The 15353-nt window shown below is 69.1% G+C and carries 13 protein-coding genes; 2 read left to right on the plus strand and 11 right to left on the minus strand.

The window, feature by feature from the left end:
- Positions 1–51 precede the first annotated feature (51 nt).
- The 4 genes from IEV96_RS05215 to dusB form a co-directional block, all read right to left on the minus strand.
- A complete protein-coding gene (locus IEV96_RS05215; RefSeq protein WP_188509602.1) occupies positions 52–1677 on the minus strand; it encodes an ABC transporter substrate-binding protein in 1626 nt (541 codons plus the stop codon).
- Between the two features lie 178 nt (positions 1678–1855).
- Complete coding sequence (dnaG, locus tag IEV96_RS05220; RefSeq protein WP_188509603.1) at positions 1856–3706, minus strand: DNA primase; 1851 nt, start codon at positions 3704–3706, stop codon at positions 1856–1858.
- Between the two features lie 377 nt (positions 3707–4083).
- A complete protein-coding gene (locus tag IEV96_RS05225) occupies positions 4084–5358 on the minus strand; it encodes a deoxyguanosinetriphosphate triphosphohydrolase (protein WP_229733071.1) in 1275 nt (424 codons plus the stop codon).
- Complete coding sequence (gene dusB / locus IEV96_RS05230) at positions 5351–6508, minus strand: tRNA dihydrouridine synthase DusB (RefSeq protein ID WP_188509605.1); 1158 nt, start codon at positions 6506–6508, stop codon at positions 5351–5353. The genes IEV96_RS05225 and dusB overlap by 8 nt, the downstream gene beginning before the upstream one ends.
- A 46-nt stretch (positions 6509–6554) precedes the next feature.
- Here dusB and IEV96_RS05235 point away from each other — a divergent pair, with 46 nt between their 5' ends.
- Positions 6555–7016 (plus strand): aminoacyl-tRNA deacylase, encoded by a 462-nt coding sequence (locus tag IEV96_RS05235; RefSeq protein ID WP_188509606.1) that lies wholly within the window; start codon positions 6555–6557, stop codon positions 7014–7016.
- Positions 7017–7208: 192 nt separating this feature from the next.
- On the opposite strand, the gene IEV96_RS16745 is transcribed toward IEV96_RS05235, so the two are convergent.
- From IEV96_RS16745 to IEV96_RS05255, 5 genes are all read right to left on the minus strand, one after another.
- Complete coding sequence (locus IEV96_RS16745) at positions 7209–7343, minus strand: hypothetical protein (RefSeq protein ID WP_268235578.1); 135 nt, start codon at positions 7341–7343, stop codon at positions 7209–7211.
- On the minus strand, positions 7340–7990 hold the full coding sequence (locus tag IEV96_RS05240) for a DsbA family oxidoreductase (RefSeq protein WP_188509607.1): 651 nt from the start codon (positions 7988–7990) through the stop codon (positions 7340–7342). Before IEV96_RS05240 ends, IEV96_RS16745 begins: the two co-directional genes overlap by 4 nt.
- Positions 7987–9003, minus strand: a complete 1017-nt coding sequence (locus IEV96_RS05245) for a glycyl-tRNA synthetase (protein WP_188509608.1) — start codon at positions 9001–9003, stop codon at positions 7987–7989. The genes IEV96_RS05240 and IEV96_RS05245 overlap by 4 nt, the downstream gene beginning before the upstream one ends.
- A gap of 424 nt (positions 9004–9427) precedes the next feature.
- Complete coding sequence (locus IEV96_RS05250; RefSeq protein WP_188509609.1) at positions 9428–10813, minus strand: glycine--tRNA ligase; 1386 nt, start codon at positions 10811–10813, stop codon at positions 9428–9430.
- 352 nt (positions 10814–11165) lie between these two features.
- The gene (locus IEV96_RS05255; RefSeq protein WP_188509610.1) at positions 11166–12230 is read right to left on the minus strand and encodes an aminotransferase class V-fold PLP-dependent enzyme; all 1065 of its coding nucleotides are present in this window, start codon (positions 12228–12230) and stop codon (positions 11166–11168) included.
- A gap of 71 nt (positions 12231–12301) precedes the next feature.
- Between IEV96_RS05255 and IEV96_RS05260 the strand changes: the two genes are divergently transcribed.
- Entirely contained in the window at positions 12302–13258 is a 957-nt protein-coding gene (locus IEV96_RS05260) for a LysR family transcriptional regulator (RefSeq protein ID WP_188509611.1), read from the plus strand.
- Positions 13259–13418: 160 nt separating this feature from the next.
- Here the strand turns inward: IEV96_RS05260 and IEV96_RS05265 are convergent, their stop codons facing one another.
- Positions 13419–14477, minus strand: a complete 1059-nt coding sequence (locus IEV96_RS05265) for a Gfo/Idh/MocA family protein (RefSeq protein ID WP_188509612.1) — start codon at positions 14475–14477, stop codon at positions 13419–13421.
- Between the two features lie 83 nt (positions 14478–14560).
- Positions 14561–15349: an isoprenyl transferase gene (locus IEV96_RS05270; protein WP_229733073.1), complete on the minus strand. Its 789-nt coding sequence runs from the start codon at positions 15347–15349 to the stop codon at positions 14561–14563.
- Positions 15350–15353 lie beyond the last annotated feature (4 nt).

The following is a 15353-nucleotide window of genomic DNA, read 5'->3' on the forward strand; positions in this document are numbered from 1 at the left end:
CCCCCCCCCCCCCCCCCCCACTCTATTGCTGGATGGGATGTCCGGCGGGTCCTAGCCCTTGGTCAGGCCAGCGAAACGCACCTTGAACGACGCGTCGAGGGTGAGACCCTCGACGGTCGAGCCGGTGACGGCAAGCTGGGCGCCCTGGAGCAGCGGGACGGTCGACAGATCGGCCGCCACCTTGTCCTGGATTTCCTCGATGAGGGCCTGGCGTGCAGCGGGGTCGACGGTGCTCGCCTGCTCCAGGATCATGTCGTTCACTTCGGCGTTGTCGTAGTGGTTCGACAGGAAGTTCTCGGTGAGGAAGAACGGGGTGAGGTAGTTGTCGGCGTCGGAGTAGTCGGGGAACCAGCCGAGCTGGTACGACGGGTAGACGTCGGCGGTGCGGTCCTTCGAGTACTGAACCCACTCGGTCGGCTGGATGTTCACGGTGAACAGGCCGCTCGACTCGAGCTGGTCCTTGACGAGCGCGTACGCGTCGCCCCACGAGGGGCCGTAGCGCTCGGCGACGTACTGCAGGCTGAGCTCGACGGGGGTGGTGATGCCGGCTGCCGCGAGGGTGGCTGCTGCCTTCTCCGCGTCGGGTCCGCCTTCGCCGTCGCCGTAGAGTCCCTTGAGCGACTCGGTGGCACCGGTGAGGCCGTCGGGTACGTAGGAGTAGAGCGGCGTGTAGGTCTCCTTGAAGACCTGGGTCGCGATCTCCTGGCGGTCGACGAGGTCGGCGGTCGCCTGGCGAACGGCGAGGGCCTTGGCCGGGTCGGCCTCGGGGGTCTTGGCTCCGAAGGGCATCGTGTCGAAGTTGAACACGATGTACTGGATCTCTCCACCGGGGCCGTCGACGACCTTGACCGAGTCGTTACCGCGCAGGTCTTCGACGTCGGTCGCAGACAGGCTGCGGAACGCCACGTCGATGTCACCCTCCTGGATGTTGAGCTTCAGGTTGGACGAGTCCGTGTAGTAGCTCAGGATGACGGAGGAGTTCTTGGCCTCGCCGAGGAGTCCCTTGTACTCGGGGTTCGGCGTGAACTCGATCGTCTTGTTGAAGTCGTAGCTCGTGATCGAGTACTGGCCGGCGAAGGCGTTGCCCTCGACGATCTCGTCGTCGGGCGTGAGCGAGTCAGCGGAGAAGACCTCTTCGTCGACGATCGGGCCAGCAGGGCTGGACAGGATCTGCGGGAAGATCTGGTCGTTCTCGGCCTTGAGGTGGAAGACGACGGTGGTCTCGTCGACGGCTTCGGTGCTCTCGAGGTTGTAGAGCAGGCTCGAGGGGCCGTTGTCGTCCGCGATCGCGAGCTGGCGGTCGAACGTGAACTTCACGTCGGACGCGGTGAGGTCGTTGCCGTTGGCGAACTTCAGGCCCTCCTTGAGCACGACCGTGTACTCGGTCGGCGCCGTGAACTCGGCGGACTCGGCGATGTCGGGCTCGACATCGGGGCTGCCCAGCGGGGTGTTCATCAGGAACGGGAACACCTGGTTCTGGACGCCGAACGAGCCGTTGTCGTAGGAACCGGCGGGGTCGAGCGCGGTGACCTGCTCGGTGGTTCCGACGAGGATTGCGCCGTCTCCGGACTCCCCGCCGCCCTCTTCAGTGGCACAGCCGGTGAGCACGAGAGCGAAGGCTGCGGTTCCGGCGAGAATTCCCGCCGCGCGCCTGCCCTTCATTGATGCGAAAGCCATAAGCGTGTACTTCTTCCTGTGTGAGTGCAAGAAATGAATGTGCGGCGCACGCCAAAGGACCACGCCGTACATTGCTGTGGTCTAGTAGTAACACAGATACAACCGGGGCTCCCAGTCAGCAGGGTCGACGCCGCGGATGTTTACACGAAAGCAACATTCGCTCGTGAAAGGCCTTCGCCTATCCCGCGCGGAGGGCCCGGCGCTCGCCCTCGACGCGCACCAGATCACGCTGGATCTGGCCGTATTTCTCGACCTCCACCGTGGCATCCGTTCTCTGCAAAGCCCCGAGAAGGTCCTTCTTCTGGCGGAGCAGGTCGCGGTCGATGAGCCCGGCGACCACGTCCCTGCAGTAGGCGCCGATGAGTTCCGGACGTTCGGGGATGGGCGCCACGCCGAGCTGCTTCACGAGGGTGGCGAACGGCAGGGGCACCTCGTCGGAGACGCGCGCGAGCCAGTCGGGCGCCTCCCAGTGCTCGGCGCTCGTCGCGATCGCGTCGCTGACGACCGCGAGCGTGTTGTCGGTGAAGGTGACGGCGGCGGCGCGGCGGATGAAGTCGAGGCCCACGTCGGTGGGGTACTGCAGCATCGCCATCAGCGCGTCACGCTCGAGGCGCGTGGTCGGGTCGGTCGGAAGCTGCATGAGCGAGAGGCTGGTGTCGAGCTCGTGGGCGTCGCCGGGCGACTTCGCCTCGGCGCCCGAGGAGGAGCGGGCGGATGACACGGCACGGCGCACCTCGTCGAGCTCCATGCCCAACCACTGGGCCGTCTGCCGCACGTAGCCGACCTCGAGGGCCTCGTCGCGGATGCCGGCGACGACGGGGGCGGTCGCCCGCAGCGCGGCGACGCGTCCCTCGACGGTGGCGAGGTTGTGGGCGTCGAGCACGCGCCGGATCATGAACTCGAACATCGGCTTGCGCGTGGTGACGAGCCGGCGCACCGCGTCGTCGCCGCGGTGGAGGCGCAGGTCGCACGGGTCGAGCCCGTCGGGGGCGACGGCCACGAAGGTCTGGGCGGAGAAGCGCTGCTCCTCGTCGAAGGCGCGGCTGGCGGCCTTCTGCCCCGCGGCGTCGGGGTCGAAGGTGAAGATCACCTCGCCGGTGCTGCGCACGTCGCCGGCCACGTCGCCCATCACCCGGCGGATCATCTTGATGTGGTCGACGCCGAAGCTCGTTCCACAGGTGGCGACCGCGGTGGTAACGCCGGCGAGGTGGCAGGCCATCACGTCGGTGTAGCCCTCGACAACGACGACCTGCTTGCCGCGCGAGATGTCCTTCTTGGCGAGGTCGAGCCCGTAGAGCACCTGGCTCTTGTGGTACACCGGCGTCTCGGGGGTGTTGAGGTACTTGGGGCCCTGGTCGTCGTCGAGCAGCTTGCGCGCGCCGAAACCGACGGTCTGCCCCGTCGTGTCGCGGATGGGCCAGACCAGCCGGCCGCGGAACCGGTCGTAGACGTCGCCCCGCTCGCCGCGGCCGAGCAGGCCGGCCACCACGAGCTCGTCGTCGCTGTAGCCGAGGGTCTTGAGGTGCTTGCCGAGGGCGCCGTGGCGCGGGGCGAAGCCGATGCCGAAACGCTCGGCGGCGCCCTGGTCGAATCCGCGTTCGCCGAGGAACCGGCGGCCGGGCTCGGCCTCCTCGCTGCCGAGGGAGGCGACGTAGAAATCGGCTGCCGCCTGGTTGGCGCTCAGGATGCGGGCCCGGTTGCCGTGGTCGCTGGCCTGACCGCCGTCTTCGTAGTGCAGTTCGTAGCCGAGACGGCCGGCGAGCAGCTCGACAGCCTCGGAGAACGACACGTGGTCCATCTTCTGCAGGAACGAGTAGACGTCGCCGCCCTCGCCGCAGCCGAAGCAGTGGTAGAAACCGACCTGGGGCCGCACGTGGAAGCTGGGGCTGCGCTCCTCGTGGAACGGGCAGAGGCCCTTCATCGATCCGACGCCGGCGTTCTTGAGGCTGACGTAGTCACCCACGACGTCTGCGAGGTTGGTGCGCGACCTGACTTCGTCGATGTCGCTACGTCGGATCAGGCCTGCCACGTGACGAGTCTACGGTCGCCACTCCCCCGCCGCTGTCACTCGCGCCGATCTGTGGGCGGGCCGCCCGGACCGCCCACGCCCGCCATAATTTTGGAAATTCAGGATGTCTCGTCGCGGGCGGGTTTCACCGGCGCGGAAACACGCGGGTGGGGTCACGCGCACCGACGCGACATCCTGAATTTCCGATGGGGCGGCTGGTTTGAGGCGCGCCGTCGCCTCTCAGCGGCGGCCCACGCCCGCCACGTTTCGGAAACTCAGGAGGTCTCGTCGCGGCCGGGTTTCACCGGCGCGGAAACACACGGGCGGGGTCACGCGCACCGACGCGACATCCTGAATTTCCGAAAGGGCGGCGCGGGGGGGTGAGGGTGTGGGTGTGGTCAGCGCGCTGCCACGCCGGGTCCGCCTATGAGGCGGGCGTGCCAGGCCAGGGCGGACTGGTCGGTGAGCGACGCGACCTGGTCGACGATCACGCGCTTGCGGGCGTTGTCGTCGGACGCCGCGTGCCAGTCGGCCGCGAAACCGGCGTCGAGGTCGCGGTGTTCGGTCGCCAAGAGAGCGTTCGCGAGGTCGGTCAGGATGTCACGCTGCTCCGCGTAAATCGGCTTGCGGGCGTTCGTCGACATCACGTTCGCCGCCACGATCCCCTTGAGCACGGCGATCTCGGCCTGGGTGTCGCGCGGGATCACGACGTCGGCGCCGAACCGGATGAGCGCTCCCGAGGCGTGGGCGGCACGGGTGGCGTGCACTGCCTCGTGGGCGAAGCGTCCGATCAGCTGGCTGGTCAGGTTCTTCAGGCGCGCGAGGTCCATGCGCGAGCCGCTCCACGACTGCAGCCAGTAGTCCAGGCTGTCGAGCCGGTCGAACGCCGCGATGAGGGTGTCGTGGTCGAATTCCCCGCCGATCCACGCGAACATCGAGTCGACCAGCTCGTCGTGGTCGGCCCGGGCGCCGAGCGCGGGCACGTCGAGGAACCCGCCGACGACGGCGTCCTCGAAGTCGTGCACCGAGTAGGCGATGTCGTCGGAGAGGTCCATGACCTGGGCCTCGATGCAGCGCTGCCGGTCGGGTGCGCCCTGGCGCAACCACTCGAACACCGCGGTGTCGTCGTCGTAGAAGCCGAACTTGCTTCGTCCGCTCGGGTCGGGGATGCCCTGCGACGCTGGCCACGGGTACTTCGTGCTGGCGTCGAGCGAGGCGCGGGTGAGGTTGAGCCCGTAGCTTTGGCCATCGCGGCCGAAGACCTTGGGCTCGAGGCGGGTCAGCAGCCGCAGCGTCTGGGCGTTGCCCTCGAAACCGCCGAAGTCGATCGCCCAGTCGTTGAGCGCCTTCTCACCGTTGTGGCCGAAGGGCGGATGCCCGATGTCGTGCGCCAGGCACGCTGTGTCGACCACGTCGGGGTCGAGGCCGAGGCTCTCGGCGAGCTCGCGGCCGACCTGCGCCACCTCGAGCGAGTGCGTCAGGCGGTTGCGTGCGAAGTCGAGTCCCTGCGTCGGGCTGAGCACCTGCGTCTTGGCGGCGAGACGCCGCAGCGCGCTCGAGTGCAGCAGGCGCGCGCGGTCGCGGGCGAAGTCGCTGCGCCGGCTCGAGTGCTCTTCGGGCAACCAGCGCTCGGCGTCGGCCTCGCTGTACTGCCCGGTATCTCCCCTAGCCACCACTGTTGTGCAATTCGGCCTCGATCAGTTCGGTGCGGAAGCTCTCATCGAGGTTCCGGCTGTCGAGCCAACCGTACGGCAGGCTCGGCTTCTTGGGGCTGCCGGCACGGCCGCGCGGGCCCTCGGCCTCCTTGCCCGGGTACGGCTGGTCGAAGTCGAGCGTCGCGATGAGGTCGTCGATCTCCTGCACGCTCGACGACATGGCCAGAGCCGCGCGGGTCTCGCCGCCGACCGGATAGCCCTTGAAATACCAGGCCACGTGCTTGCGCATGTCGCGGCAGGCCCGGGCCTCCTCGCCGTCGTAGAACTCGATGAGCAGCTCGGCGTGACGGCGGTAGGCGCGCGCGGCCTCGCCCAGCGTCGGCTGGGCCTGCAGCTTTTCTCCGCGGAACGCCGCGGCGAGATCACCGAACAGCCACGGGCGACCGAGGCAGCCGCGGCCGACGACGACCCCGTCGCATCCGGTCTCTGCGACCATGCGGATCGCGTCTTCCGCGCTCCAGATGTCGCCGTTACCGAGCACGGGCACGTCGGTGATGGTCTGCTTGAGCTTGGCGATCGCGCTCCAGTCGGCCTGGCCGGAGTAGAAGTCGGCGGCCGTGCGTGCGTGCAGCGCGATGCTGGCGACGCCGGCGCCCTGGGCCGCCTTCGCGGCCTCGATGTAGGTGAGGTGGTCGTCGTCGATGCCCTTGCGCATCTTGATCGTGAGCGGGATGTCGCCCGCCGCCTTCACGGCGCCCTCGACGATGTCGCGGAAGAGGTCTTGCTTCCAGGGGAGCGCCGCTCCCCCGCCCTTGCGCGTGACTTTCGGCACGGGGCATCCGAAATTCAGGTCGATGTGGTCGGCGCGGTCCTCGGCGACGAGCATCGTGACGGCCTCGGAGACCGTCGTCGGGTCGACACCGTAGAGCTGGATGCTGCGGGTCGACTCCGACTCGTGGTGCTTGATGAGGCGCATGCTCTCGGGCGTGCGTTCGACGAGCGCACGGCTCGTGATCATCTCGGAGACGTAGAGGCCGGCGCCGTATTCGCGGCAGAGCCTGCGGAACGCGGTGTTCGTGATGCCGGCCATCGGTGCGAGCACGACCGGTACGTCAAGGGCGATGGGCCCGATCTGTAGGGTAGGAAGTGTGGCGGTCACGGCGGTCATTTGTTCAATTCTTCCACGTTCTTCATATTCGGATACGCGAGGCGCAATGACCGGTTCAGAACGAGTGGCTTCGGATGCTGCGAGCCGGGGTATCGAGGTGGAGTTCGTCGAACGTCCCGCGGCGGGTTCGCTCGAAGAGGCGGCCGCGCTGATGGGCCTCGACCCGGCCGGGATCGTGAAGACGCTCGTGGTGAAGCGGCACGATGGCAGCTACCTGTTCGCCCTCGTCCCGGGCGACCGGCAGATCTCGTGGCCGAAGCTGCGCGCCGTCGTCGGCGTCAACAAGCTGCGTCTGCCCGAGGCGTCGTTGGCGCTCGAGGCCACGGGCTACGAGCGCGGAACGATTACCCCGCTCGGCTCGTCGACCGCGTGGCCGGTGTTCGCCGACGAGCGCATCGCGGGCCTGCGCATCGCGATGGGGGCGGGCGAACACGGGATGAGCGCCTTCGTCGACGCGGACTCGCTCATCGCCGGCTTCGACGCGACGGTCGCCGACATCTCGGACTGAGCGCGGCGGGAGCCGCGGCATCCGGCGCCCGTCTGCCCTGCCGGGCTGCGGCGGGAGGCGTTTTCGGAAATTCAGGAATCCCGGTCGCGCACCGTCACCACGACCGCGGAATCCCGCGGGTGGCGAAGCCGGTCGCGACCGTGTCTCCTGAATTTCCGAAGGGGCTCGGTGGTAAAGCCGGCCGGGTGACTGCTAGACGCGGTCCTCGTCGAGCTGCCGGTTCACGGCCTGCTGCGTCGACTGCGGGATCTCGCACGAGTCGCCGATGCACGCGGCGGCGGACGGGTCGCCCGCCATCACGAACGGGGTGGTCTGCGCGGCGGTCATGATGCGTCCCGCTCGGACTGGGCCTGGGTCAGCACATCGGCAAACGCCGCGGCCTCTTGCGCGCCGGAGACACCGTACTTCCCGTCGATCACGAAGAACGGAACGCCCTGGATGCCGTAAGCCTGGGCCTGCGCGACATCCGCCTTCACGTCTGCGAGGTAGGTCTGCGCCTCGAGCACCGCGACGACCTCGTCACGGTCGAGGCCGACGCCCGCCGCGACGTCGGCGAGATCGGCGATGCGGCCCACGTGGCCGCCGTCGACGAAGTAGGCCTTGAGCAGCGCTTCCTTCATCTCGAGCTGCACGCCCTTGCTCTTCGCGAAGTGCAGCAGCTCGTGCGCCTTGATCGTGTTCGTCTGGTGCACGTGGTCGTAGTCGTAGTCGAGTCCGACGCTCTTGGCGATGCCGGTAACGCGGTCGAGCATCATGTCGACCTGCTCGGGCGCGATGCCCTTGCGCTGGCTGAGGAAGTCCTTGGGCGAGCCGTCGAAATCGACCGGGGTGTCGGGGGCGAGCTCGAAGGAGTGGTACTCCACCTCGACGTCGCCGCCGAACTGCGCGGCCCCGGCCTCGAACTTGCGCTTACCGATGTAGCACCAGGGGCACTGAACGTCGGACCAGATATCAACCTTTATCGGAGTACTCACCCCAGAGCCAACGCACCGCCCGTCCCCCTATTCCCCGGTTGTTTCGGAAATTCAGGAATCGCGGGTTTTCGCCAGGCGCTGCGGGCCGGAAATACGGGCTTTTTAGGCGGATGCGCGACGCGAGTTCCTGAATTTCCGCACGAGCAGGCGGGTGCCCGGGCGGCGATGGCGCGCTCGACCGCGAGCACGATGCGGTCCCACTCGCGGAAGACCATGTTGGCGCTCGGCCGCACCGGGTGCATGCCGGCGATCGTGATGTCGAGGTCTTTCGTGCGGTCTTGCTCGAAGCGGTTCTCGTGGAACTCGCGCCCGTCGGTCTCGACGCCCACGACATCGTCGACCACGAGGTCGATGCGTTCGAGGTCGCCCAGTCGCACCTGGATATCGACCTCGTGTCCGAGCATCCGGAACCGCGTGCGCGCGAGGCTTTCCGGCAGGCTCTCGCACCGAGCGTCCACCCAGTTTCTGATCGCGCGCCGGTTCCATGGCAGGTGCACGAAGATCCGCTCGAAGTCCATCCGGTCGATGCGGCCGGTGTGCAGCGCCCAGTCGAGCGCCGCCACGGCCGTCTCGAACTCCTCGTCGAGCACCACCCGCACGAGGGCGTCGCGCAGGTCGACACTCGTCGCCGTGCCCCGCCGCGCTACGTCGGACTCGTCCCAGTGCAGCACCAGACCTCTCACGTGCCGCTTCGCGAGCAGGACGAACCGGTTGGAGGGCGTGCGCAACCGCGCAGCGTTTTCGTGCACCGACACGTGTAACGGATGTCTGCCCAACACCCACCCGCCGGCCGCGATCACGGCGGAGATGCCGGTCAGCCTCCCGCCGACGCGCACGGCGCGCACCCGAGGATCGCCCTCGGGCAGCGTCGTGTACCAGCCCTGCCGTGCCCGGATCACCTCCCCGCGCCGCACCGCGAGCGTGAGGTCAAGGTCGCGGGCGCCGAGCGCCACGAGCTGCTGTTTCTGGGCCATGCCGCCGAGCCGCTCGACGAGTGCCGCGATGTTCGCCATGCCGACATGCTGGCCGTGCGGGCCGCACCCCGGGCCCGACGCGCCCGATCCGTGCACGCCGGCGTCGCGCCCGCCCCTGTGGAGGGATGGCGCGCTGGTCACCCGCCGCGACTCCGCGTGTGTTCTTCGGAAATTCAGGAAACGCGGTCGAGGCGGTGTGACGGATGCGCCCAAAGCCGCGCGGCGCGAGTGCGCTCGCGACGGGATGTCCTGAGTTTCCGATCACGGGTGTGGGCGGGGTGGCGGGAGCCGCGACATCCGCACGCCTGTTTTGGAAACTCAGGAAGCGGCGTCGACTCGGCTCGCCTGCGTCGCGATTTCTCGCGGGCCCTCGAACGGCAAACGCCGCCGCATCCTGAATTTCCGAAGAAAGGGCGGGATGCGGCGGCGGCGGCGCGCTGGCACGTGGCCAGAGCGCGGGTGGCTAGGCGCCGAGCAGCTGCTCCGCGAGGTAGCCGCGCAGGCGGTCGAGCGAGACGCGCTCCTGCGCCATCGAGTCGCGTTCGCGCACGGTCACGGCGTTGTCCTCGAGCGACTCGAAGTCGACGGTGATCGCGAACGGGGTGCCGATCTCGTCCTGACGGCGGTAGCGGCGGCCGATCGCGCCGGCGTCGTCGAAGTCGACGTTCCAGTACTTGCGCAGGTCGGCGGCGACCGAGCGGGCCAGCGGCGACAGCTGCTCGTTGCGAGACAGCGGCAGCACGGCGACCTTCACCGGCGCGAGACGGCGGTCGAGGCGCAGCACGGTGCGCTTGTCCACGCCGCCCTTCGCGTTCGGCGCCTCGTCCTCGGCGTAGGCGTCGATCAGGAACGCCATCAGCGCGCGGGTGAGACCGAACGCGGGCTCGATCACGTACGGGATCCAGCGCTTGTCCTGCGTCTGGTCGAAGTACGACAGGTCGGTTCCGGATGCCTCGGAGTGCGTCTTGAGGTCGAAGTCGGTGCGGTTCGCGACGCCCATGAGCTCGCCCCACTCGCTGCCGGCGAACCGGAAGCGGTACTCGATGTCGACGGTGCGCTTCGAGTAGTGCGACAGCTTCTCCTGCGGGTGCTCGAACAGGCGCAGGTTCTCCGGCTTGATGCCGAGGTCGGTGTACCAGGCGAGCGAGGCGTCGATCCAGTACTGGTGCCACTCTTCGTCGGTGCCGGGCTCGACGAAGAACTCCATCTCCATCTGCTCGAACTCGCGGGTGCGGAAGATGAAGTTTCCGGGCGTGATCTCGTTGCGGAAGCTCTTACCGATCTGGCCGATGCCGAACGGGGGCTTCATGCGCGCGCTGCCCATGACGTTCGCGAAGTTGACGAAGATGCCCTGCGCGGTCTCGGGGCGCAGGTAGTGCAGCCCCTCCTCGTTGTCGACGGGGCCGAGATAGGTCTTGAGCATGCCCGAGAAGTTCTGCGGCTCGGTCCACGATCCGGGCTGGCCGGTGTCGGGGTCCTTGATGTCGGCCAGGCCGTTGACGGGCGGGTGGCCGTGCTTCTCCTCGTAGGCCTCGAGCAGGTGGTCGGCTCGGTAGCGCTTGTGCGTGTGCAGCGATTCGACGAGCGGGTCGGAGAAGACCTCGACGTGGCCGGACGCCTCCCACACCTTGCGCGGCAGGATGACCGCCGAGTCGAGACCGACGACGTCGTCGCGACCCTGCACGACCGTCTGCCACCACTGCTTCTTGATGTTCTCCTTGAGCGCTACGCCGAGCGGCCCGTAGTCCCACGCGGAGCGTGACCCGCCGTAGATCTCTCCCGACTGGAAGACGAAACCCCGGCGCTTGGCGAGGTTGACGATTGCATCGAGGGAATTGGCGTTGGCCACAGATTTGCTCCAAAGTTCAGCCGTGCTGGATGCGCGGCCCGAGTAGAGCGTTCAGTTTACCGGCGCGCGTGGGCGGGCGCGGCCACGGACGGCGGGCGCGCGGCGGCGCGGAGAGCGGCGCCCAGCCCGGCGAGATCGGGAAATTCAGGATGTGGCGTCGGTGCGTGGTAGCCCATCCGCGTGATTCCGCGCCCGGTTCACGCGCTCCCGACGAAACATCCTGAATTTCCGAAGGTGCGGCCGGCCGCCGTGCCGGGGTGAGCGGGCGCGGCCGGGGTGAGCCGCCGTACCGGGGTGAGCGGGCGCGGCTGGGGTGAGCGGGCGCGGCTGAGCCCGGGGTGCCGGGGGCGGGCTAGCGCTTGGCCAGGGCGGTGACCACCGCGGCCACGTCGGACTCGTCGTTCCAGAGGTGGAAGGCGGCGCGGAGTCGTCCGGCACGGCCGGAGGCCTTGATGCCCGCGGCGACCAGGCGCTCGAGGTCGTGGCCGTCGGGGTCGGCCCAGGTCACGATCGCCTGGTTCTGCCGCTCGATGCCGATCGCGTCGCACAGTTCGTTGCCGAGCCCGCTCGTGCGCGCCCACACCTCGTCGATGTCGAGGGCCGCGAACATGCCGATGGCGGGTTCCGCCCCCACCCAGGCCGGCCACGCCGGCGACACGTCGAAGCGGCGCGCGTCGAGCGCCAGCGCCATGTTCGGCCCGTAGCAGGACTGCCACACGGCGTCCCCCGCGTACCAGCCGGCCTGCAGCGGTGTCAGCTGCGCCTCGAACCGTTCGCTCAGGGTGAGGAAGGCGACGCCGCGCGGCGAGCACAGCCACTTGTAGCTGTGACAGACGGTCGCGTCGAAGAGGGATGCATCGACCGGATGCACCCCGGCCGACTGGGTCGTGTCGCAGTAGGTGTAGGTGTCGTGGGCCGCGGCGGCCGCGACGATGGCCGTGACATCCGCGACGCGCCCCGTGGCGGACTGGACGTGCGAGAACACGACCAGCCACGTGGCATCCGAAATCTCGCCGGCGATCGCATCGAGCGGGACCGAGCGCACGACGATGCCGCGCCGCTGCAGGAACGGGAAGACGATCGATGAGAAATCGCCGTCGACGCAGAGGACTTCCGCGCCGTCGGGCACCGCGGCCGCGAGCAGGCTCGTGATGACGGAGGTCTGCGAGCCGGTCGCGACCCGGTCGGGGGTGACTCCGACGAGGGAGGCGTAGCTGGCGCGGGTGCGGCCGATGATGGCGTCGTAGTCCATCGGGAAGCGGTTCGACGCCGACCACAGGTCGAGGTCGGCCTTCTGCGCCGCGACGGTCGCGCGGGTCGGGAGTCCGATGGAGGCCGCGCCGAGGTAGAGACGCGGAGCCTCGAAACTCGCGATCGCGTCTGCGAGGGAGGGTGAGACGGTGGTGGCGATCGACATGGCTCCAGCATGCTCGCCCGCGCATACATGCAACAAGGGCATACCTCGGATGGAACCGATAACCTCGGGTTATGACCTTCGAGACCGATCAGCGACTCGACCGGCAGTCCGTCCGCATCGTGCGCGCGATCGCCGAGACCGGGAGCATCACCGCCGCGGCCCGTTCTCTCGGCTACAGCCAGCCCGCGATCAGCCAGCACCTGCAGCGCACCGAAGCGCGGCTCGGGCTCGCCCTCGTCGCCCGCGTCGGCCGATCCGTGCGGCTGACCGAGGCGGGAGCGGTGCTGGCGCGGCACGCGCTCACCATCACCTCCGCGTTCGATGCGGCGGAGGGCGACCTCGCCGACCTCGCCGGTCTGCGCACCGGTACCGTGCGGCTCGCCGCCTTCCCGACCGCCTCGTCGACGATCGTGCCCCGGCTGCTCGCGGCGCTCGCGGCCGGCCATCCGGGAATCACGGTCACCTACATCGAGGCGCAACCGCCCGAGGCCGTGCAGCTGCTGCGCGACGGCGGCATCGACCTCGCGATCACGTTCAGCTACCCCGGCGACCGGGCCGACCCGCACCGCGACAGCGCGAGCGGCCTCACCACGCAGCCGCTCTTCACCGAGGAGATGGTCGTCGTGATCCCCGCCGGCCACCCGCTCGCGGCACAGGACGTGATCGATGTGGCGACGCTCGCCAAGGAGCGGTGGATCGCCGGATGTCCGCGGTGCCGCGGCCATCTCCTCGCCGTCTGCGAGGTGGCCGGGTTCGCCCCCGTCATCACCTTCGAGACGGACAACGCCAGTGCGGTCATGAACATGGTCGCCAGCGGACTCGGCGTCGCGATGCTTCCCCGGCTGGCCCTGGCGACCGCGACGTTGCCGGTCGGGGCGGTCATCCGGCCGCACTCGCCGCGCAGCGTCCGCAGCATCCAGGCCCTCGCGAACGACGGCGCCCGCCGCGTGCCGAGCCTCGCCGCGACCGGCGCGGTGCTGGCCGCGCTCGACGGCGCCGACTGGGGGCTGGTGGGCGCGCGGGCGTAGTCGCTGCCGGTGCTGGCCGCGGGCCGCGCGGCCCCTTTCGGAAATTCAGGAACGCGCGTCGGTGGGGCCGGTGAAACGCGGCGTGTCACGGTAGCTGTCGACGCGACATCCTGAATTTCCGAAAGAAGGCCGCCGCGCTCGGAGTCGGCGCCGCACCGCCCTACAGCTGCTGCGCGCTCGCGGCGATCTCCTGAGCGCGCTGGATGATGCGCACGACCTCGAGCGAGTCGCGCGGGTCGACCGGCGAGGGGGCGCCGTCGCGCACGGTCGCCGCGACGCCGGCGTAGAACTCCGGGTAGGCGCCGAGCGAGGTCGGGTAGGCCGCGAGCCCCTCCGCGGACCCGTCGATGCCGAGCATGCCCCAGTCGGCGGGCGGCGTCACGCCGTAGCCCTCGCTGCCGGGCCAGCGCCCGTCCTTGAGCGCGGCCTCCTGGTTGTCCAGGCCGTTCACCGAGTAGCCGCTCTTGTCGCCGAGCACGCGGAAGCGCGGTCCGCTCTGCGCGGCCGCGCGGCTCATCGTCAGGTGCGAGCGCACGCCGCTGGTGTGCAGCAGCGAGATGAACGAGTCGTCCTCGCTCACTCCCCCGCGCACGACGCGCAGTTCGGCCTGCTCGACCGTGGCCGGCCCGAACAGGTGCAGCGCCTGGTCGATGAGGTGGCTGCCGAGGTCGAAGGTGATTCCGGCGCCCTGCTCGATCGTCGTGGTCTCCTGCCAGAGGCCCGGCTTCGGCCGTCCCCAGCGCTCGAAGGTCGACTCGAAGCGGTGCACTGTGCCCAGCGCACCCTCGGCGACGAGCTTCTTGATCGTGAGGAAGTCGCCGTCCCAGCGGCGGTTCTGGAAGACGATGAGCGCGTTGCCGGTCTCCTCCGACGCGGCGATCAGCTTCTTCGCGTCGAGCACCGACGGCACGAACGGCTTGTCGACGACGACCGCTGCCCCGCCCTCGAGCGCGGCGAGTCCCTGCACGAGATGCGCCTGCGGCGGCGACGCGAGGATCACCAGGTCGAGCTCGGCAACCCGCTCGAGCAGCGCCTCGGGGCTGTCGACGATCGTCGCGCCCGGGTGGTTCTCGCGCGCCTGCGCCTGGCGGTCGGCGTTGCCGGTCGCGATCAGGTCGAGCGAGAAGTCGGCGTTGGTCTCGATGAACGGCGCGTGGAAGACGCGCCCCGAAAGGCCGTAGCCGATGATGCCGGTGCGGATGGGTGTGGTGGAAGACATCCGTCCACCATAGCGAGGGGCGACGTGCGGATGCGCCCCGCGCCCGCCCCGCTCGCGTTACCCGCGGTGCAGCCCCCGGCGATCTAGGCGGTCGGCGCGTCGATGGCGCCGCCGAAGCGGCGGTTGCGGTTGGCGTACAGGGTGACGGCCTCCCAGAGCTGCTCGCGCGAGAAGTCGGGCCAGAGCGTGTCGAGGAAGACCATCTCGGCGTAGGCGCTCTGCCAGAGCATGAAGTTGCTGGTGCGCTGTTCACCCGAGCTGCGCACGAACAGGTCGACGTCGGGCAGGTCGGGGGTGTACAGGTGCTTCTGGATGGACTTCTCGGTGATGCCGCTCGGCTTCAGCCGACCGGCCGAGACCTCTTCCGCGAGTGCGCGCACGGCATCCGTAATCTCCTGCCGACCGCCGTAGTTGACGCACATCGTGAGGGTGAGCACGCTGTTGCCCGCGGTCAGCTGTTCCGCGAACTGCAGTTCGTTGATGACCGACGCCCAGAGCCGCGGTTTGCGTCCCGCCCAGCGCACGCGCACGCCCCAGTCGTTCAGCTGGTCGCGGCGGCGGTGCAGCACGTCGCGGTTGAAGCCCATGAGGAAGCGCACCTCGTCGGGGCTCCGCTTCCAGTTCTCGGTCGAGAACGCGTAGACGCTGAGGTGCTTCACGCCCAGTTGGATGGCGCCGGCGACGACGTCGAGCAGGCTCGCCTCCCCCGCCTTGTGGCCTTCGATGCGGGTGAGGCCTTTGCCGTTGGCCCAGCGCCCGTTGCCGTCCATAACGATGGCGACGTGTTCGGGTACCGCGCGCTTGTCCATGACAGGCGGGTAGATGCCCGTCCAGTCCACGGGTTTGAATTCCACGGCGTCGGCGTGGGTCATTCCG

This window comes from Conyzicola nivalis (assembly GCF_014639655.1).
Taxonomy (GTDB): domain Bacteria; phylum Actinomycetota; class Actinomycetes; order Actinomycetales; family Microbacteriaceae; genus Conyzicola; species Conyzicola nivalis.